We start from the raw sequence: 21,009 nt of genomic DNA, 5'->3' as shown, positions 1-21,009 counted from the left end.
ACTATTGAATTATTTTTACTTTCTGATTTTCCCGGACATTTCGGGCACCTTCCATTACTACCTGAACCTCTGGTGTAATTCCTGCTAATACTTCTACATAGTCTCCCTGTGTAAGCCCTGTACGAATTATTTGTTTTTTGGCTACAGCCATGTTATCAGAATCTACCTCTGTTGCTACATAAACATATTGTTCTCCTTCTGCATTTTCAGATATCAAACTCTGTGGAATTAAAATGGCGTTTGTATTCGAATAATCGTTAATCTGGACACGAGCCGTCAGATTTGGTTTTATGGTATTCTTTGTGTTTGGCACCGCTATTTCCACTCGAAAAGATCGGTTGGTTGGGTTAATAAAATTCCCTGTTTGCCGGATGGTAGAGGTAATGCTGTCGCCCAGAACCGGAAAATAAATGTTTACTTCCTTCCCAACGGTTACCCCATTTATATAACTCTCAGGCACGTCTACTTCTATATACATATCAGAGAGGTTAATAATGCGGAATATAGCTTGTCCGCTGGCGGGTGACACAACAGTTCCCTGTTCCTGGATAACATTATCTATTATTCCTGAGAAAGGAGCTCTGATGCTTGATTTTGCCAACTGGCTTTCCGCTTGTTTAACAGAATTCATTACGGCCTGATAGTTGGTTTCAGCCTGGAGATATTGAATTTCAGATCCGATTTTTTGTTCCCATAGCCTTTTTTGACGTTCAAAGGTAGTTTTTGCAAGTGCGGCCTGAGTTTTGAGCTGTTCAAGTTGGCTGCTCATTCCGCCATCATCTATCGTTGCTAAAAGCTGACCTTTTTTGACATTTTGACCTTCCTTAACATATACCTTAATTAAAGTTCCGGCCATTTCCGGATAAATCAACACATTTTGTTTGGTCATTACATTCCCCTGAAGATCCAGATAGTGCCTAAACTCCCTTTCTTCTGTTTTAATGGTGGTTACCAGGGCTAATTTAGAATTGCTATCCTTTATTTTGATAAAGGAATCAAGCTGTCTGAGTTCTGCGGTTAATAGCTTTTGTTTTTCAGTAATTTCCTGTTTTTTTAATTTTATAGCTTCCAAATTACCTTCTGCAATTAAAGTTTCAACGGAATCAACTGATCCATTTCCGCAGGATGTGATCAGTAATGAAATTAGTATTATTATAAAGGTATTTTTCATCTTATTCGGTTTTGTGCGTTGCGATTTAGTTGTTAAGAACAGTTTCCAATTCTGTTTTTCTATTGATTACTTCTACCATAGCTTCAAGGTAATCCTGCTGTGCGGTATATAGTTGAATTTGTGCCTGCCTTAGTTCAAAGCTGGTAGCCAGACCTTCAAAATATTTTGTTTGATTTTTCTTTTCGATCCGCTCAGCCAGGTTGAGATTGTTTTTTGTAGTCTGGTATTCTTCAATGGCAAATATGTAATCGCTTTTAGCCCGCTCAAGCTGAAGCCTGATCTGTTCTTCAGTTTCTGTCAATTGCGTTTTTGCCTGGTCGTAGGCAATTTTCGCTCTTTGTGTGGTTGCGCTTCTGTTGAGTGAACTGAAAATAGGAATTTTTAAGTCGAAGCCTAAAACAGATGATCCATACCATTGTTGTTCATTCTCAAAAAAAGTGAATGTATTGCTAAAGGCGGAGGTTCCATAATTTACAAATGCATTAAGTGTTGGCAAGGCTTTGCTTTTGGCAAGCTTTAATTCGTAATATCGTTGTTCATTCAGGTTTAGCACCAACTTGTAATCCACATTGTTTTCCATAAAGAATTCCGATTCCAAAAGATCAAAATCAATTTGTTTCAATACCAGGTCATCCAGATTCTCGGTTAACAATGTCTGGCTTTCAATGGGAAGCCCCATAATTAAATTCAGCATTTGCATCGTAATGTCTTGAAACCGGATTGAGTTTTTTAATGCACTTTCAATGGAGGATAATGTAATTTGAAGTTGTTCCACACTCTCTTCATCACCTAGGCCATTTTCAAAAAGTTTTTCAGTTTCAAAGAGATTCTTCTCTAAGGTAGACTTATTGTTTTCCAGGATAGCAACGGTTTCCTTTGCCAGCAGAACATTGCCATACGCCTCTATGACCGCTTTCCTGATTTCCTGATCTGTTTTTTCCTTGTTGTTTTGACTGTATCTAAGAAAGGCTTCAGTGGCTTGCACTCCTACTATGTAGGAACCATCAAAAATTTGCTGTTTAAGTGTAGCAGTTGCATTAACCTGATTTTGTTGTCCAAATACAACAGGAAGAAAAGATCCCGGTTCGCCTCCGACAATTTCTCCGGGGAGTAGAGTAACAGGCTGTTTTAACTGATTTTGGTAGCTAAGGCTACCGTCAATTTGAGGTAATCCTGTAGCAATAACTTCCCATTTTTGCTTTTGGGCATCTAATATTTCTCTATCAGCATTAATAACGCTATAGTTATATTCAAGGGCATAAGCAATGGCCTCTTCCAATGAAAAGCTGTTGGGTTGTTCCTGTGAAAAAGACCAACCTACAAACAGGAATGCTATAAAGCTTAAAAATTGAACTTTCATTTAATTTTGATTAGAGTTGATTATATTGTTTAGAATTTTTCTTCCTTTTGGCGTAACAATTCCCCTGAGATGATATTCCAGATAGTTATCCATGAGATCAGCCACCGGAAATTTAGCAACCGGGAATAGTCGGCTATCCTTTATACTTGTTACTCCTGAAAAGTAGATTCGGGCCACGAACTCTATATTTAAATTACCCCTGTATATGCCCTGATCTATGCCTTTCTTTACATTATTGATGACACAGCCATGCATCATTTCAAATTGTTTATTTCGAAGCGTATTAAAAATTCTGGGGTAGTATTTTTGAAGTTGATACTGAGGAGAGGTTTTCTCCTCATTTAAATGTTCCATTACGAGCCTTTTAATCTCATAGAGTTCTTCAATGGGGTTCTTTTTTAGTAAACATATTTCATCAATCCCGCAGGAAACAGAATCAAATACATGCATTGTACATGCTTCCACCAGCTTGGTTTTGTTTTCAAAATGGGAATAGATGGTTTTCTTGGAAATACCCATTGCCTGAGCAAGGTCGTCCATAGTAACGCTTTTAAATCCCAGATTTAAAAACAGGTCTGTGGCTTTAATCAGTATTTTTTCTTTCATAATCAGTGGCCAAATATAACCAGGAAACTATAAAAACATAAAAAGTTTCCAAAGTTTTACATTTTTTTAACAAACCACTTGATTCAGGCCCTGTTTTGTTTACAGGAAATTTACATAAATGTTCTTAAGTGCCGGCTTTTAATGTATTTTTGAAAAAAATTCAAAATGCCAAACGTTGAGTTTTACCGGGGATGTTTTAATTCCTATCTGGAAAAAAAAATCAGAACCAAAGAACCTCAGAATTTGTACGATCCCATAGTATATATAATGGATTTGGGTGGTAAGAGACTCAGACCAATATTAACGCTTATTAGTACGGATGTGTTTGGGGGTAAATATGAAGATGCCCTCGATGCAGCCCTTGCAATTGAAATTTTTCATAATTTTTCCCTTGTGCATGATGACATTATGGATGCAGCACCACTAAGAAGAGGTGAAATAACCGTACACAAAAAATGGGATGTCAATACTGGTATTTTGTCTGGAGACGTCATGCTTATTAATTCTTATCAGTATTTTGAAAGCTATCCGGCAGATTTATTTAAATCGCTCATAGAAGTATTTAGCAAAACCGCAATTGAGGTGTGTGAGGGACAGCAGTACGACATGGACTTTGAAATAAGGGACGATGTTACGGTTCCGGATTACCTCAAAATGATAACCTATAAGACAGCCGTTTTAGTTGCTGCAGCCATGAAAATGGGTGCAATTATTGCCAGGTCCTCAGAAGAATTACAGAGTGCAATTTATGATTACGGCATAAATCTTGGCATAGCCTTTCAGCTTCAGGATGACTATTTGGATGCGTTCGGTGATCCGGAGAATTTTGGAAAACAGGTAGGGGGGGACATTATAGAAAATAAAAAAACCTTTTTGTATATAAGGGCAATGGAATTAGCTACTGAAGAAGAGAAGCGTGAATTGAAAAATCTTTTTTCAATAAAACCTCAGAACCCTCATGAAAAAATTCAAACTGTAAAGCAGATATTCATAAAAAGTGGTGCGGCCGAACTAACTCGGAAAGAAATTGAAAAGTATACAAAACAGGCATTCCAAATATTGGAATCTTTGGATGCACCGGAAAAAAAGAAAGGGATACTTCAGCGATTTGGCAACAAACTAATGAACAGAGAAGTCTAAAGCAGCCTGTTAAATAGCGCCTTGATAAAATAACTCTTTGGACAACTTGAAATAATCTTAAGATCTTCTCTGATATTGGTTTCTTCGTCCAGAAATTTAAAAATAAGTTGGGGGCTGCTACCTCTGAATAACGATTCAAAAATACGTCTGCCTTTGCTGTTATCTTCGTACAGAATATCTAATAAAAGTAAATCATAGTACCAATATCGATCTTTATGAGTGAATGATGAAAGGGGTTTATTCTTTTTGAGAAAAGCCACCAATTCTTTGGTCTTTCTGTATGTGCTCATAAAAGTATATCCCGTGCTGGCCTTTGCCCATCCTCCTGCTATTCCAATATGTAAAAGGCTATTGCCGTTCTTTGCAGAAAAATCATAGCAGCTCATGGGAATGTTTCCTTTTTCTTTCTCTACTATCTCGTATTCAGTGCACCTGAGAGTTTCTTCAATATATTTTTTAATGGCATTTTCATACTCTTGTTCAGCTAATGTGTCCGCAGAGAACAAAGTATACTCCACCAATCCCTCCGTTTCCGAAAACGGCAAAACGTACATGAAACGCGTATTACCTTTTTGAGGGATCGAAAAATCCATAAAAGTGGCCTTTTCCGCATTGAAAATGGGCTTATCAGATTTAATAAACCATCCTATGAAATGCTGCTGTAAAACGGGATATTTTGTTTGTTGATGCAGCAACTTATAATTAAAAATACTATTAAAGACTTTAGTTCCCCTAAAGACTGTATTTTGTGTGGTTACTTCCACATAATTTTTGTGATCTTCAACCGCCGTTACCAAAGCCTGCAAAAAGGTAACATTATCATAGGATCGAATGCTATTGAGATAGCTGTTATAAAAATCAAGTCCCCGTAACATTTTATATTTATATGGTGCTATCTCCTGAGCTGCGCCATAATTCTCGCCATAAAATTGAATTTGACTCCAGCTTTTTGTAATGATAGTATCGAAATCGCCCTCATTCTTCTCCCAAAAGCACCAGGTACGGTCGTTGGTCTTTTTAGCATCCTTGTCGATCAATAATACGGTTTTCCCCCTAAAATAAGGATCATTGCCAAGGGCATTGGCAAGCATCAGGCCGGAGGCTCCTGCACCTATTATAATATAGTCGTAGTGTTTCTGCACAAATATGAAAAATACCAAAAGTACAAATTACAGTCCAAGTAGTACTCTTCCTTTAATTCAAACGGAAGCGCATGCCTAAAAAGCCTCTTATTCCCTGATTTGGAGCATAGACATATGAGGGATCAAAGGTAAGGCCGTATGGGTTGTCTGCTGTGGGTATGGCATTCCCTGAATTGTCAAATTGAACATTTTTATCGAAGGGGTCATTGGCCCTGGCAATGATAAACGGGTTCCCCTTGTTGGGAGTCCAGTCCAGCAAGTTTTTTATTCCAACATAGAACTCAAAATCTTTCACGCCAGAATATGTAAATTGGATATTTTGTATACTCCAGGTTGGAGAATATTCCTGCCTGGGATCGAGCTCACCCAAAAGGGGAAGGCGCATTGGGCCATAGAGGTTCCCTGTATAATCGAAAGTAAGATCCAGAGCTCTGAAAGCATAAGAGATGCTCCAGGTTCCGCTAAAACTTTCTGTCAGGATTTGCCGTTGGGTAACACCGTTTGTAGTATTGCTTACATCCATTAAAGTTGCGCCCAATAATATTTTGAGCCCTGCAGGGAATGCCATATCCAGGTTGGCACTAATGCCTTTGGAAACGGATTTGCCATCCAGATTTTTATAGATTATTAAATTGGGATTAGTATCATAATCCGGAAGAATAACATTATTGAAATAAGTATAGAAAGCCGAGGCATCCAAACCTATAAAGGTTCCATTATTGCTGTATATTTTTTTAAGGTAATTGAGATTCACGTTAATGGAGCGTTCGGGTTTCAGATCTTCGGCGATGACTACTTCTCTTGCTCCTGTTAAAGCGGCGTGTTCCTCAGTAAAAAGGTTAACAACCCTAAACCCTGTGCCCGCATTTAAACGTAAAATGTCATTGTCCGTAAATTTCCATTTGTAGGCTATTCTTGGAGTAAATATGGAACCGTGTCGTTTGTCATAGTCATAACGAATACCGGTTAGCAAGGAATGTTTTTTGGAAAAATTTATCTCATCCTGAACAAAGAGGCTGGGTATCCAAACGATGTCTTCTTTATTACCCGCCAGGCCGGAAGTTGCCGGTGTATTGTCATCATAATAATTGTATTTTACAGCACCTCCAAAAAGAAGATCATGCTTTGCCCAGACTTTATCCCAGGTTAATTGGCCAAAGCCAATACGCTGATCGGCAAGATAGCGTGTGGTGCCATATACAGAATTTTGATTGTGGTCATTGTAAGAAACGGAGAGCAGGATGTTTTCTTTAAAGGGCAATTGATATTTTCCCAGTACCTCCCAACGCCTTGTGAAGATGCTCTCACCATATATTTCATCTCCACCCCTGAATTCTGGGGTCCATTGCATTTCGCCACCCCACCTGTCTTCATAGAAAAAACGACCCGCCACAGAAAAAATGCGATTATTCTCTCGCTGCAAACTCCATTTTTGGAAAAAAGATATGCGATCCTGAAGGGTTAAATCTGTGAAATTATCTCCATTGTCATCAATTGGGTTGTCGTATTTAAAATAATTAAGGCCAAGTAGCAAATTGGAATTACTTCCTGTTGCAATTTTAGATCCGATATCAAGGTTGTATTCGCCCCAGCCACTCATGAAACTATCAGCTGAAAAAGCAGAAGCCTCAAGGGTTTTCTTTGTTATTATATTGATGAGTCCGCCCACGGCTTCACTTCCATATAATGTAGAAGCAGGTCCCTTGACAATTTCTATTTGTTCTATCAAAGAATTTGGAATACCCGACAGCCCATATACAGTACCTAAACCACTTACGATAGGCATACCATCTATTAAGACCAGCGTATATGGCCCTTCCAGCCCATTGATATGAATATCCCCGGTATTGCAGACATTGCAATTAATTTGGGGGCGTACGCCATTGACATTTTGCAGGGATTCAAAAATACTTGGGGTGGGATTTTTTTCAAAGAATGCAGGGCTATATACCTCTACCGGCACAGGGCTTTCCAGCCGTTTTACCGGTTTTAAGGTACCCGTAACCACCATTTCTTCCAGTTGTTCGGATGAAGTTTTAAGGGATATTTTGAGGGTCAGGACTTTATTATTATCCAGGGTAACCTTTTTGTAGAATGTGTTGTATCCGATGGAAGACACGTTGATTTTATAGGTGCCATCGGGAATGTTCTCAATGGTAAACTCCCCGTTTCTATCCGAAGATGAACCAATTTCCGTTCCCTGCAGGTATACGTTTGCAAAGGGTACCGGCTTTGCTCCATCAAGAATCACCCCCGCAATGGTATTTTGTTGAGAATACAAATTGGAAATTCCCAAAAGAGAGATCAACACAAATAGTACTACCCTAAAAATTATGGGATTGACAATATATTTCATTCGACCAATAAATAATTTAGACAAAGCTAAAAATTTGTTTCTACAAATAAAAATGTATTTTTGTAAAAAGGTTTTTTATGACTCATTCTGAAGAGAATTACATAAAGGCAATATTCCATCTGGCTAGTAGTGGTATTGATGTTATTTCAACCAATGCCGTGGCCGAAAAGATGGAAACCAAACCATCCTCAGTAACTGATATGATGAAAAGGTTATCTGAAAAGGGGTTGGTTCATTACAAAAAGTATCAGGGAGTATCACTCACGCCCCTCGGTACAAAGACCGCCTTATCGATCATAAGAAAGCATCGTTTGTGGGAGGTTTTTTTAGTGGAAAAATTAGGGTTTGCCTGGGATGAAGTACACGAAGTGGCCGAGCAATTAGAGCATATCAAAAGTGAAAAGTTAATTGATAAGCTTGATGAATTATTGAGTTTCCCAAAATTTGACCCCCACGGGGATCCAATACCGGGTAAGAATGGAGAGTTAATGGAGCACGATAGCCAGGTATTGGGCCAATTACCAATAGGGTCTGTGGCACTATGTGTGGGTGTTAAAGATTCTTCTGCAGTATTCCTGAGGTTCCTGGATAGAAATAGTATAGCCCTTGGAAATAAAATGAAGATTTTGGAAAAAGAGGAGTTTGATAATTCATTGCGAATTCTTATAGATGAAAGAGAATTGCATATTTCTCAGCAAATAGCCTCTAATTTATACGTTAAAAAAATTGAGTTATGATAGAGAATGTTATTAGTTATTTCGAAACCATAAATCCTATTTTGGCAGCCTTTTATGCAACACTTTTTACCTGGGGCCTCACGGCATTGGGTGCAGGCCTGGTCTTTTTTTTTAAAACTATGAACAGGGCTGTTTTAGATGGAATGCTCGGATTTACAGGCGGGGTAATGGTAGCTGCAAGTTTTTGGAGCCTCCTTGCCCCGGGAATAGAAATGAGCCCGGGAGAAGGGTTTGTAAAGGTCCTGCCGGCGGCGGTAGGGTTTTTACTTGGCGCTGTTTTCATTTATGGACTGGATAAGGTATTACCACATATACATATTAACTTTAAGGAGAGTGAAGGAATAAAAACACCCTGGCACAGAACAACGCTGCTTACACTGGCCATAACTTTGCACAATATTCCTGAAGGACTTGCCGTAGGGGTTTTGTTTGGTGGGGTCGCTGCCGGGTTTGAAGGCGCTAATATTGGCGGGGCGGTGGCGCTGGCCCTGGGGATTGGCCTGCAAAACTTTCCTGAAGGGTTCGCGGTTGCTATGCCTTTAAGGAGGCAGGGCTTAAGCCGGCTTAAAAGTTTTACATACGGACAAGCATCCGCTATGGTGGAGCCAATTGCAGCAGTTTTAGGGGCCTGGGCAGTACTTACGTTCCAGCCTATTCTCCCCTATGCCTTGTCATTTGCTGCCGGAGCAATGATCTTTGTGGTTGTTGAAGAGGTTATACCGGAGACGCAGCAGGACAAATACACGGACATAGCCACAATGGGCTTTATCGGAGGCTTTATTATTATGATGGCCCTGGATGTAGGATTGAGCTAATTTATTAAGGTTCTAACAATTAAACTTCCATCATTCGCCCACAAGACTAAATGCACCTTTGGTTAAAATACGGGCGTTTTCCGGTAATTGATCTGTACTTTTTATGGCAGTGTAGCCATTATATGCATCGCCTGTTTCAACTTTTACAAGTTTAAAACGATACATAGTATCGTTTTCTGTTTCCAGTAACAAGAGGTATGAAGAATCATTCAGCGATACAAGGGCCTCCGTAGGAATACTCATGGCGCCCTTATCTGATGTAATAATAGAGGCGCTGACAAACATACCGGTTAGAAAATTGTGCTTGGAAATATCTTTGAGATGCCCATGCACTCTTATGGTTCTGTTTTCTTCTATGGCATTGCCAATTAAATATACTTCTGCCCTATATGTCTCTTCAGAAGCTTCGGGTATTTTGAATAGTATTTCCTGGCCTTTTTGAATCTTCATTATGTCCTTTTCAAAAACGGATATTTCAAGATGAATATGCTCATTATCTACAATTTCGATAATAGGTGTTGCAGGCGAAACATAGGTTCCCAGAGATACATTAACCTGGGTAATACTACCACTTATTGGAGCAATCAGGGCGGATGTTGTACTTATAATGCCCTTTTCAACATCTTTCGGTGAAATATTAAGCAAATCCAGTTGCTTTCGAAGCCCATTGTAAGTGGCTTCCGCTTTTTTATAATCGCTCTCCGCTCTTAGAAAGCTCTTTTGTGATGAAATGTTTTCCTTAATCAATATTTGTTGACGCTCATATTCAGATTTCAGATAGGTTAATTGTTCCTTTATCTCGAGGTATTCTTGTTGCAAAGAAACAAAATCGGGATTTTCAATGGTCCCCAATGTTTGTCCTTTTCGTACACGATCTCCAATTAATAAATGGGTGTTTTTAATATAACCACCCAAAGGCGCACTAACTACAGCTCGGTTTGCGGGAGGCACATCAATCAATCCATTGGCCTGAACCATTTCGGGAAAAACTTTTTCTTCGAGGCTACTCACAGACATCCCATTTTGTTCAAATTGCTCTTTTGAAAGTTCAATAATAGTATCCCCGGGCTCTGCATTTTTCTGGGATTCTGATATAGCATTGGTTTCAGCATTTTTACAACTTGTAATGCCGATTAGAAGTATTAATGGAATGAAATAGTATAAAATACGATTCATGATTTAGATTTTAATAAGTTAAATAGTTTATGGCAATAATGGTCTGATTGTATTCATTAAGGCTATTTAAATAATCCAGTTTAATTTGATAGGCATTTTCAAGACTGAGGATATACTGGAAATAGTTTATTTCTCCGTTTTTAAAACTAACGGTAGCCGTTTTCAAAATTTCATCCGATAGGGATGTTCCTTCTTCTTCATAATATTTTAGCGCTTTTTCCTGCTTAATTAATTCAGCATTAAGGGATAAATATTGAAATTTCAATTGTACTTCATACTCCTTGGATTCCTCTATAGCAATTTCACGGGCAATGGAAGAAGCCTTGATTTTGGAAGATTGACCAAAAAACAACAATGGAATTTTAAGCCCCAGATAGTATCCGGATAAATTTTCATTTAAAGTGCTGTTTGATCCCTGAAAATAACTCAAACTCAGATCGGGCAACAGAAGTTGCTTTTCATAGTTACGTTGATTATCAAAGAGATTTACTCTTTTTGAATAATATTCCAGTTCTATGCTATTTTCCAAACCCTTAAAACTCAATTCAACTTTCTTTTGAGAAGCCAATCCAATATTTATATGGTCTTCTGCCTGAACTACTTTAATCAAATTGCCATAGGCCAATGCAACATCCTGCGCAGCCTCCTCCAATTTAATTTGTATTTGTTTTTGTCTTGACTGCGTGGTTATTTTTTCCAGATAATTGGTTTCCCCAAGTTCAAATCGGCGCTGCGCTATGGATGCAAAATTCCGAAACAGACTATCAATTTGTTTGTAAATAAACTCTTTCTCTTTCGCATATTGATATTCATAAAATTTTGATGTCACCTCTTTTATTAAAATTTTCTTTTGAATTTCATAGGCGCTGGATTCCAGATCGTAACCAGCCCTGTTTACCTTTTTTTTCGAGAAATATACAGTTGGAAAAAGGAAGTCCTGCTCTACTCCGAATACGCTTATGGGTTCCCCATTGACTGCAATGTTATTTTGGTCATACTCGTAGTAGATTCTCGTCTTGTCAAAGCTAAAGGCATTAGATATCATCGCATCAGACTTGTTAACTTTTAAGGAATCTGCTCTTAAGCCTGCATTGTTCTCCAGGGCAATTTCTACTAACCCATCTAAGGTTAAACCACTTTCCTGGGCATTTAACACCGGTGTAAAAAGGGTTATTATGATAAGAAGAGAAAAGGCCTTATTCTTTTTTAGAAGACTTTTAAATACCGGTTTTCCCGGTTTATTGAAGATACTGTATAAAACGGGCAGCACAATAAGTGTCAAAAGGGTTGCACTTACCAGGCCACCTATTACAACTGTTGCCAGAGGACGCTGAACTTCCGCTCCAACATTTGTAGATATGGCCATTGGTAAAAATCCTAATGCGGCTGCAGATGCAGTCAGTAATACCGCCCTGAGCCTATCTTTTGTGCCCTGAATAATTAGTGCTTCCATACTTCCGAATTTTTCTATTTTAAGTTCTTTAAAATGTTCAATTAAAACTATACCGTTTAGAACAGCAATACCAAAAAGGGCAATAAACCCTACTCCTGCGGAAATACTAAAGGGTAAATCTCTTAACCATAATAATAAAACTCCTCCAACGGAAGCCAGTGGAATTGCAGTGAAAATCAACAGTGTTTCTTTAAATGATTTAAAAGCGAGAAATAGCATTACAAAAATTAATACTAAAGCAATTGGGACTGCGACCAATAATCTGGATCGTGCACTTTGGAGATTTTCAAATTGTCCGCCATAGCTTATACTATATCCTACAGGCAGTGTTACATTATCATTTATTATTTTTTGGATATCATCAACTACAGATTGCAAATCGCGGTTACGAACGTTTATCCCAACCACTATCCTTCTTTTAGTGTCATCTCTTGATATTTTAGCAGCTCCTTTTTGGTAGGAAATATCAGCCAGTTCACTCAAGGGTATTTTGCCATTGTCGGGAATATCGACATAAAGATTTTTAAGGTTGTCAATATCTTGTCTGTTTTCATTTGTAAGGCGGACCACCAAATCAAAGCGCTTCTCACCTTCGTAAATGCTCCCTACCTTTTTTCCGGCAAAACCCATGGCAACCATATCATTAAGTTCTTTGATATTCAGGTTATAGCGGGCAATTTTTTCACGTTTGTAATTGACATTCATTTGAGGCAGGCCAACTATTTTCTCAACGGTTATGTCTGCAGCCCCTTCGACATTTTCAATTAATGATTTTATTTCATTACCCTTTTTGCTCAGGACTTCTAAATCCTCACCAAATATTTTGATCGCAATATCCGCCTTTACACCTGTTATCAATTCATTAAACCTCATTTCAATAGGCTGGGTAAATTCTACTTCTATTCCAGGAAGAATTGAGAGTGCCTCTTTGAATTTATTGGCCAATTCATCCTTGGTTTTGGCGGATACCCAATCTTTTTTCGACTTTAAAATTATTATAACATCACTTTCTTCCATAGACATAGGGTCCGTAGGTACTTCTGCCGCTCCAATCCTGGTTACTACCTGCTTTACTTCCGGAAAATTATCCATTAGAATTTGCTCTATCCTGGTCGTTGTTTCTACCGTTTTGGTCAATGATGTCCCGGTTTTTAAAACAGGCTGGATTACAAAGTCCCCTTCATCCAAAGTGGGGACAAATTCACCACCAAGGGATATAAAGAGCGGTATGGTTAAAGCCAGGACAAGCCCTGCAAGGCTTAACACCAATCGTTTTCGTTTAAAGCCCCATTGAATTGCGGGATCAAAAGATTTATTGATCCATCGCATCAGTTGAACTGAAATATTCCTTTTTGAAGCATTAGATGGCTTCAGGAATAAAGATGCCATAACCGGAACATAGGTAAAACACAAGATCATGGCACCTATCAGCGCAAAACTAAAAGTTAGGGCCATGGGCCGAAACATTTTACCTTCAACGCCACTGAGGGATAAAATAGGGATGAAGACAATCAGGATGATCAATTGGCCAAAAATCGCCGAATTCATCATTTTTGATGCGCCCTGATAGGTTATTTTGTCTTTGAATTTTACCTGATCGGCCTTAGACAAGGTATTTATTTCATCTCTTTTACCCGTAATTTGAAATGCAATGAACTCTACAATAATTACTGCGCCATCTATTATGATTCCAAAATCGATTGCACCCAGGCTCATCAAATTGGCATCCACTTTAAACAAATACATCAATGAGAGGGCAAAAAGCAAACTAAGGGGAATAACAGAAGCAACGACCAGCCCGGACCTTAAATTCCCGAGGAGCAGGACAACGACAAAGATCACAATCAGGCATCCAAAAATCAGATTTTCTGTAACTGTAAATGTTGTTTTTCCTATTAGTTCACTCCTATCCAGAAAGGCATTAATCACTACACCCTCCGGCAAATTATTTGAGATTGAAGACACCCGGTCTTTTACGGCATCAATCACCTCTTTGGAATTGGCATTTTTCAGCATCATAACCTGTCCCAGCACCTTTTCACCTTCACCATTAGCGGTGATGGCTCCAAAACGTGTTGCGCTGCCAAACCCAACTTGAGCCACGTCCTTTATATAAACTGGGATTGAATTCTCTTTTTTAACGACAATGTTTTTGATGTCCTCCAAAGAAGAAACCAGGCCTTCGCCACGAATAAAGTAGGCCTGATTTACTTTTTCAATATACCCCCCGCCGGTAACACTATTATTTAATTCCAGGGCATTTATCACCTCCTTAGCCGTGACTTTCATTGCATTTAGTTTTTCTGTACTAATTGCAACTTCATACTGTTTTAAAAAGCCTCCCCAGGTGTTGACTTCAACAACCCCTGGAATCCCTGAGAGCTGTCTTTTAACGAGCCAGTCTTGTATTGTTCTCAGGTCTGTTGTTGAGTATTTGCCCTCATAACCGGGTTTCACATCCAGGATGTATTGATAGATTTCGCCTAATCCTGTAGTGATGGGGCCCATTTCGGGCGAACCAAAACCTTCAGGAATTTTTTCCGAGGCCGACTTAATCTTTTCAGCGATCAATTGCCGCGGCAGGTAAGTGCCCATATCATCATTAAAGACAATAGTAACTACTGAAAGGCCAAATTTAGAAATGGACCTTATTTCCTGAACACCCGGTAAATTGGCCATTTCAAGCTCAACCGGATAAGTTATAAACTGCTCCATATCCTGGGTAGACAGACTCCTTGAGGTAGTGATGACCTGTACCTGATTATTTGTAACATCAGGCACGGCCCCGATAGATAACCGAAGGAGGGAATAGAGGCCAAAACCAACTATAAACAGTGTGAAAAATAGAATAACAAACTTCTTGTTAATACTGAATTCTATAATACGAGATAACATAATCCATAGAATAATGATTGATAATCATGCATAATAAAAAAGGGATATTATGCCTTTGTAAAAAATAAGCCAAGATAATTTATAATGTGCGGGGAGGTTGGAAAAGGCCTTCTTTCTCGCAATTAGAATAGGAATCCTGATAAAAGAAATTTGCTGTTGGAGTTAGCAAATCGTCAGCGGGTCTGAGTTGATATGCCTGCAGATCCCTTATTACAAAAGCAGAAAGCACCGTCATATGGGATTGGTGTTGAAATGGCAATTCTTCATGATCTTGTTTTTCTTCCTGATGCTTTTTATTGTGATCGGCCTGAAGCTCTCCATAGTGCTTCGAGATAAAGACAAACAGGTTATCGCCGTATTTCTCAGAATGAAATTTTGCGTGTTCTATAAATTCACTAAGATCAACAAGGTCGCTGATACAAATGTTAAAGCTTTGTATCAGAATCAGGAAAGAAGCTGCTATAGAAACAAATTTTACCATCATAATCCTTAGTAAATATACGATAATCTGGAAAATTCTAATTAAACTTCTTCCTCTTCAACAATTTCATAGGGGATAGTATCAATTAAATAACTCAATGCTTCGATTCGTGCATCCGTTTTTTTGTCGGCATCAATAATTACCCATGGAGAATTTTTCAAATCTGTGTGCTCAAACATTTTTAGCTTAAAGGCGGTATATTCGTCCCACAGTTCCTGTGCTTTGCGGTCAACAGCGGTCATTTTCCACTTTTTTAAGGGATTGGATTTAATTTCCTTAAACCTGTTTGCCTGTTCTTCTTTGGTAATTGAAAAATAGAATTTTATTAAATAGGTGTCAGAATCCATGATCATTCGCTCAAAACCATTTACCTGTTTCATAAAATTCTGATATTGTTGTTTTGTACAAAAGCCGTTAACGGGTTCAACAACAGCCCGGTTATACCAACTTCGGTCGAAAAAGACCATTTCACCCGGTTTTGGAAGCTTATTAACATAACGTTGAAAATACCATTGCCCGCTTTCTTCAATCGTTGGTTTCGGCAGGGCAACAATCCTGTACTGTCTGGGATTTATATAGGCAGTGATTCTTCGTATAGCCCCTCCTTTTCCTGCTGCATCGCGCCCTTCAAAAATCACAACTATTTTCTTGTTCTTAGCTATGACCCAATTTTGCAGTTTTATCAGCTCTGTTTGAAGCTCTTTTATTTTCAATTCATGCCTTGATGAGCGCAAGGCCTTCTCAATGTTAGTCTTTTTATCAGACAACAGACTTTTTAATCCTAATGGAGTGTTTAGCAAAGAAATATCCTCTTCACTGAGCTGCATCTGTTTTGTATCCCCGGTAGTCATCTTTTATATATCAATTTGTTCAATATGCCTGTAATATCTCAGAACGATATTGGGATCAGGTAATATGCTTGTTTTATGCTTTGTTTTTTTCGTATAATCAAACCTGGAAAGCACATAGCGAATACTCTCCAGGCGGGCAGTTTTTTTACTATTGGCCTTAACAATTATCCAGGGGCTAAAGGTGGTGTGCGTTTTGGAAAACATCTGTTCTTTATAAAAGCTGTATTTATCCCATAAGGCCTGCCCCTTTTTATCTACCGGGCTGAATTTCCATTTTTTCAACGGATTTAATAACCGGCTTTCTATTCGCTTTTTTTGTTCTTTTTTAGAAATGGAAAACCAAAACTTTATAAGTTGAACCCCATCTTCGTAGAGCATATGTTCAAACCCCGGAACCTGAACCATAAATTGTTTATAATCATTTTTATTACAAAAGCCCATCACAGGTTCAACCACAGCCCGGTTGTACCAGCTTCTGTCAAAAAAAACAATTTCTCCCGGATTTGGCAGTTCTTTTATATATCTCCTGAAATACCATTGACCTGTTTCCACGTCAGTAGGTTTAGAAAGTGCAACAACCCGCATTGATCTTGGGTTCAGGTGTTCCGTAAAACGTTTTATAGCTCCACCTTTGCCTGCCGCATCCCTGCCTTCAAAAATTATAGCTACCCTCAGTTTTTTTTTAATTACCCAACGCTGCAAGTTTACCAGTTCTATCTGCAAAAGTTTAAGTTCTTCTTCATATCGGAGTCTGTTAAGTACCCTGGAAATGTCCATTTCCTTTTCATTGGCAATGGCAATCAGGTCTTTTCTCTTTTTAGCTTTTAGAAGATCTTCAGGTAAAAACATTTAGCTTTTGTATATAGGTAATAGGATCAATATAAAAATATGAATTATTGATTGTTCCTAAAATTTGGTCGTAACTATAAAGATACTAATTTTGACCTACATTTTTATGACACCCGGCTGTGTTTTTCCTGCAGTTGAATTCTAAAACAGCGCGAGGCATTTATTTTGCTCCGCGTATTAGTAACATTTGATTTTTAAGTCAATTACAAATTATCCATAATGATTCACAGAAAATTATTTTACGCACTTATTTTATTCTTAATAGGATATCAGGGCTATTCACAAAAACAAAAGTTTAGTTATTTGGATGTATTTAATCTGGAATATGTCTCGGAACCACAAATAGCACCAGATGGTTCCCGGATAGTTTATAGGCGAATGGGTTTTGACATTATGAAGGACAAAGCCGATGGAAATCTTTGGATAATTAATTCTGATGGCACGGGGCACCAAAAGCTTACGTCCAGGGAGGCGAGTGAACAGAGTCCCCAATGGTCTCCAGTCGGAGATAGAATTGCATTTATAAGCACAACAACAGAAGGTTCTGAGATTTATATGTATTGGCTGGGCAGCGGCAAACTGGCAAAAATCAGCCAGCTTCCATTTAGTCCCGGTTCCTTAACCTGGTCACCCAAAGGAGACCAATTGGCATTTTCTATGAATGTTAAAAAAGAACCGCCTGTAATTGCTGAAATCCCGAAAAAACCTGAAGGGGCAAAATGGGCGGAGAAACCCAGGATTACAGATCGTCTATATCATGAAGCGGATGGTCGTGGTTATATTAAGCCGGGCTTCAATCACATATTTGTAATCCCGTCAGAGGGAGGGGCAATACGGCAAATCACTTCGGGCGATTACCACCACAGGGGACAACTTTCATGGTCAGCAAACGGGGAGAGAATTATTTTCTCGGGAAACAGAACGGAGAACTGGGAATATGATTTTCGTAATAGTGAAATCTACCAGGTAGAAGTGGCAACAGGGCGCATAGAAGCTCTGACTTCAGTAAAGGGCCCAGATACCAATCCTGCAGTTTCACCAAATGGCAGGTATATCGCTTATTTGGGATATCAGGATAAAGTACAAACGTATCAGATAGATCAACTACATATAATGAATTCAGACGGAACAGGGGCCAGGATTTTGTCTAAGGACCTTGACCGGAGTATTTCCCGAATGATTTGGGACGTAAATAATGCCGGACTCTATATTTCATATGATGATAAAGGAAACTCCAAAGTTGGATATATTTCCCTGGACGGGAAAATTTCGAAGCTGGCCGATGACCTGGGAGGTACTTCTGTTGGGCGGCCCTATGCCGGGGGATCCTTTAGTGTTTCCCGGAATGGGATAGTCGCTTATACACAAAGCAGGCCGGATTACCCGGCAGAACTTGCTGTAATGAGCTCTAAGACTGAAAAAACAACTAAGATTACCGCTCTTAACAAGGCATTATTTGATTACAGGACTTTGGGTAAGGTACAGGAAATCTGGTACAAATCGTCCGTAGACCAAAGGGACCTTCAGGGCTGGGTAGTTTACCCGCCAGATTATGACAAGAATAAAAAGTATCCATTTTTGGTAGAAAATCACGGAGGGCCGGTTCTTAACTATGGCGACAGGTTTTCTGCTGAAATGCAACTATATGCAGCAGCAGGGTATGTAGTTTTTTATCCCAACGCAAGAGGGAGTACAAGTTATGGGGAAGAGTTTGGGAACCTTTTATATAACAATTATCCCGGTGACGATTATAATGATGTTATGGACGGCGTTGATCATTGTATAAAAACAGGAATTGCCCATGAAGATGAACTTTATGTTACAGGAGGAAGTGCCGGGGGTATTATGACAGCATGGATAATTGGTAAAAACAACAGATTTAAAGCTGCTGTAGTTGCAAAACCGGTGATGAACTGGATAAGCAAAACGCTTGTAGCAGATAATTACTTTGGCTATGCCAATTCCCGATATCCGGGTCAGCCCTGGGAAAATTTTGAAGGCTATTGGAAATTTTCTCCTTTGTCTCTCGTTGGTAATATAGAAACCCCAACAATGGTTATGGTAGGGATGGAAGATTTAAGAACACCTCCGAGTGAGGCTAAACAGCTTTATCATGCCTTAAAATTGAGGAAAATTGAAACAGTACTGGTCGAAATCCCAGGGGCAAGTCATGGCATTGCAAACAGACCAAGTAATTTAATTACAAAAATTGCCCATACCCTGGCCTGGTTTGAGAAATATCGTAAATAGAGTGAAAATGACTGAGCAATGAAAGGGAAGAAAAGACATTGGTTTTGGAACGTACTCATTATAATGACAGTGATTGTGAGTCTTCTGAGTTTTTTGGCACATTATAAAAATTGGATTTGGAAAAAGACCGATAGGATACAGATTTTATCCGGGATCTATTTTAAGGAGTTGCCATTCAATGCACTGAATGAAATATCTATGGTACCTAAAATTCCTTCTTTGGATCGCAAAAATGGATTTTCGGCCTGGGAGAAAGAAAAAGGGATTTTTAAAGATTCCCTGAACGAAGAAAAACCGGTTTATATTTATGTAGACAACCTGGAAGATCAGAAGATCAGATTAACCTACAATGATTCGCTTTTACTTTTTATCAATTTATCTGATTCTCTTAAAACAAAAGAGTTATATCTTTACCTCGAAGAAAAAATAGCTACACAACAAACACAATTAAATCAGTAAAAAGGAGTTACCTACTTCAAAACCTATAGTTTATACAAATGAAATTTCTATTCCTGAATCTTCTGCTTCTGCCTTTAATGGTGTTTTCCCAAAATAAACTTTCTGTAGACGTTACAGGTGTCAAAAGCGATAAGGGGAGTGTGCTTGTTGCAGTTTACGACAGTTCTGATAGTTTCCTGGATTCGGATAAAATGTTTTCCGGAGGCAGCAGTAAAGCGCAATTAGGCAGCACATGGGTAATAATTGATGATTTACCTGACGGGGAGTATGCACTTGCAATTTTTCATGATGAAAACGGGGATGATGAATTAGATACCAACTGGATAGGAATTCCAAAAGAACCCATTTGTTTTTCCATTGGTAAGATGAAAACATTTGGCCCACCCAAATATCATGAATGCGCTTTTAAAGTTGAAGGGGACAAGGAAATCCGGGTTTCCCTTTAAACAGAATTGCAGCTCAGCACCTATCATTCCATTTTACTACAATTAAATTCCGATGTACAAACCCCTAGGTCTAAAGTGACTGGACCCGCAAGAGGAATTCAAAAATCAGCTCAGTTTTACTACAAGTAAATTTAAAATTATGTTAATTTCTTTTTTGAAACGAATGTTTCAGATATATTTGTTAAAAATTAAAGGGAAATGCCGCGTTCGGAAGAATTTAACAGGGAGCATGCAGTACGACAGGCCATGAATGTGTTTTGGGAAAAGGGCTATAATGGAACCTCAATGCAGGATCTGGTAGACGCAACAGGTCTTAACAGGTCCAGCATTTATAATTCCTTTGGCTCCAAACATGAATTGTACAAGACTACCTTGGAGTTTTATCAAAAAGAGAGTGGAGGTTTATTTCATAAAGCCCTATTAAATGCAAAGAATCCTCTAGGGGCTATCCGCCTGGTATTTGAATCTTTTTTACCTGAAATACTAAGTGAAGGAGGCGACAGGGGGTGTTATGCCATGAACTGTAAATCTGAACTGGGAAACCGGGAAGGGGATATAAGGAAATGGCTTTTGGCTAACCAGGAAAACACACTGAATGTTTTTAGCGGGCTAATTAAAGAAGGGCAGGAGCAAGGCATCATCAATACTAAGGAAGATAGCAAAACATATGCGTATTATATTTTCAATGCCTTTCAGGGGTTTAGAATGACAGGTATTTTGATAAAAGACAGAACAGTTTTACAAAGAATAATTAATAATACACTTAAAGTAATTTCATAAATTTTTTTAATCATAATTGGAATGAACATTCCAGAATAAACA

At 38.6% G+C, this 21,009-nt stretch carries 17 protein-coding genes; 7 read left to right on the top strand and 10 right to left on the bottom strand.

All coding sequences use genetic code 11. The annotated features are described in order from the left end of the window. Nucleotide 1: 1 nt before the first annotated feature. Genes G504_RS0116115 through G504_RS0116105 form a run of 3 tightly spaced genes read right to left on the bottom strand, consistent with a single transcriptional unit; the run spans nucleotide 2 to nucleotide 3,137 of the window. Entirely contained in the window at nucleotides 2–1,171 is a 1,170-nt protein-coding gene (locus G504_RS0116115) for an efflux RND transporter periplasmic adaptor subunit (protein ID WP_019671229.1), read from the bottom strand. 25 nt (nucleotides 1,172–1,196) lie between these two features. Further along, on the bottom strand, nucleotides 1,197–2,531 hold the full coding sequence (locus G504_RS0116110; protein WP_019671228.1) for a TolC family protein: 1,335 nt from the start codon (nucleotides 2,529–2,531) through the stop codon (nucleotides 1,197–1,199). Then, nucleotides 2,532–3,137, bottom strand: a complete 606-nt coding sequence (locus G504_RS0116105) for a TetR/AcrR family transcriptional regulator (protein WP_019671227.1) — start codon at nucleotides 3,135–3,137, stop codon at nucleotides 2,532–2,534. 165 nt (nucleotides 3,138–3,302) lie between these two features. Here G504_RS0116105 and G504_RS0116100 point away from each other — a divergent pair, with 165 nt between their 5' ends. Next, entirely contained in the window at nucleotides 3,303–4,277 is a 975-nt protein-coding gene (locus G504_RS0116100; RefSeq protein WP_019671226.1) for a polyprenyl synthetase family protein, read from the top strand. Here the strand turns inward: G504_RS0116100 and G504_RS0116095 are convergent. Then, nucleotides 4,274–5,419 carry a lycopene cyclase family protein gene (locus G504_RS0116095; protein ID WP_240473055.1) on the bottom strand — a complete coding sequence of 382 codons (1,146 nt, stop codon included), beginning with the start codon at nucleotides 5,417–5,419 and terminating at the stop codon, nucleotides 4,274–4,276. The two genes, G504_RS0116100 and G504_RS0116095, sit on opposite strands and share 4 nt — an antisense overlap. Nucleotides 5,420–5,471: 52 nt before the next feature. Beyond that, nucleotides 5,472–7,775: a TonB-dependent receptor gene (locus G504_RS0116090; protein ID WP_019671224.1), complete on the bottom strand. Its 2,304-nt coding sequence runs from the start codon at nucleotides 7,773–7,775 to the stop codon at nucleotides 5,472–5,474. 77 nt (nucleotides 7,776–7,852) lie between these two features. On the opposite strand from G504_RS0116090, the gene G504_RS0116085 reads away from it, so the two are divergent. Both G504_RS0116085 and G504_RS0116080 read left to right on the top strand, forming a co-directional pair. After that, complete coding sequence (locus G504_RS0116085) at nucleotides 7,853–8,512, top strand: metal-dependent transcriptional regulator (protein WP_019671223.1); 660 nt, start codon at nucleotides 7,853–7,855, stop codon at nucleotides 8,510–8,512. Further along, nucleotides 8,509–9,327 carry a ZIP family metal transporter gene (locus G504_RS0116080; protein WP_019671222.1) on the top strand — a complete coding sequence of 273 codons (819 nt, stop codon included), beginning with the start codon at nucleotides 8,509–8,511 and terminating at the stop codon, nucleotides 9,325–9,327. The genes G504_RS0116085 and G504_RS0116080 overlap by 4 nt, the downstream gene beginning before the upstream one ends. 30 nt (nucleotides 9,328–9,357) lie before the next feature. On the opposite strand, the gene G504_RS0116075 is transcribed toward G504_RS0116080, so the two are convergent. The 5 genes from G504_RS0116075 to ppk2 (G504_RS0116055) form a co-directional block, all read right to left on the bottom strand. Further along, nucleotides 9,358–10,503 carry an efflux RND transporter periplasmic adaptor subunit gene (locus tag G504_RS0116075; protein ID WP_019671221.1) on the bottom strand — a complete coding sequence of 382 codons (1,146 nt, stop codon included), beginning with the start codon at nucleotides 10,501–10,503 and terminating at the stop codon, nucleotides 9,358–9,360. A 10-nt stretch (nucleotides 10,504–10,513) separates the two neighbouring features. Continuing rightward, complete coding sequence (locus G504_RS0116070) at nucleotides 10,514–14,851, bottom strand: CusA/CzcA family heavy metal efflux RND transporter (protein ID WP_019671220.1); 4,338 nt, start codon at nucleotides 14,849–14,851, stop codon at nucleotides 10,514–10,516. A gap of 79 nt (nucleotides 14,852–14,930) precedes the next feature. Next, nucleotides 14,931–15,335, bottom strand: a complete 405-nt coding sequence (locus G504_RS0116065) for a hypothetical protein (protein ID WP_019671219.1) — start codon at nucleotides 15,333–15,335, stop codon at nucleotides 14,931–14,933. A gap of 38 nt (nucleotides 15,336–15,373) precedes the next feature. Further along, nucleotides 15,374–16,183 carry a polyphosphate kinase 2 gene (ppk2, locus tag G504_RS0116060; RefSeq protein ID WP_019671218.1) on the bottom strand — a complete coding sequence of 270 codons (810 nt, stop codon included), beginning with the start codon at nucleotides 16,181–16,183 and terminating at the stop codon, nucleotides 15,374–15,376. 3 nt (nucleotides 16,184–16,186) lie between these two features. Beyond that, nucleotides 16,187–17,032 (bottom strand): polyphosphate kinase 2, encoded by an 846-nt coding sequence (ppk2, locus tag G504_RS0116055; protein WP_019671217.1) that lies wholly within the window; start codon nucleotides 17,030–17,032, stop codon nucleotides 16,187–16,189. Between the two features lie 219 nt (nucleotides 17,033–17,251). On the opposite strand from ppk2 (G504_RS0116055), the gene G504_RS0116050 reads away from it, so the two are divergent. The 4 genes from G504_RS0116050 (at nucleotide 17,252) to G504_RS0116035 (ending at nucleotide 20,967) form a co-directional block, all read left to right on the top strand. Next, on the top strand, nucleotides 17,252–19,282 hold the full coding sequence (locus G504_RS0116050; RefSeq protein WP_019671216.1) for a S9 family peptidase: 2,031 nt from the start codon (nucleotides 17,252–17,254) through the stop codon (nucleotides 19,280–19,282). A gap of 18 nt (nucleotides 19,283–19,300) precedes the next feature. Then, nucleotides 19,301–19,741 (top strand): hypothetical protein, encoded by a 441-nt coding sequence (locus tag G504_RS0116045; protein ID WP_026348633.1) that lies wholly within the window; start codon nucleotides 19,301–19,303, stop codon nucleotides 19,739–19,741. 38 nt (nucleotides 19,742–19,779) lie between these two features. Continuing rightward, nucleotides 19,780–20,187 carry a DUF2141 domain-containing protein gene (locus G504_RS0116040; RefSeq protein ID WP_019671214.1) on the top strand — a complete coding sequence of 136 codons (408 nt, stop codon included), beginning with the start codon at nucleotides 19,780–19,782 and terminating at the stop codon, nucleotides 20,185–20,187. Between the two features lie 198 nt (nucleotides 20,188–20,385). After that, a complete protein-coding gene (locus G504_RS0116035; RefSeq protein WP_019671213.1) occupies nucleotides 20,386–20,967 on the top strand; it encodes a TetR/AcrR family transcriptional regulator in 582 nt (193 codons plus the stop codon). The last annotated feature ends 42 nt before the right edge of the window (nucleotides 20,968–21,009 follow it).

The sequence above is a fragment of the Eudoraea adriatica DSM 19308 genome (assembly GCF_000382125.1).
In the GTDB taxonomy this organism is placed as follows: domain Bacteria; phylum Bacteroidota; class Bacteroidia; order Flavobacteriales; family Flavobacteriaceae; genus Eudoraea; species Eudoraea adriatica.
Note: the sequence above shows the minus strand (reverse complement) of the source record. Positions and strands in the feature narration are given on the sequence as shown.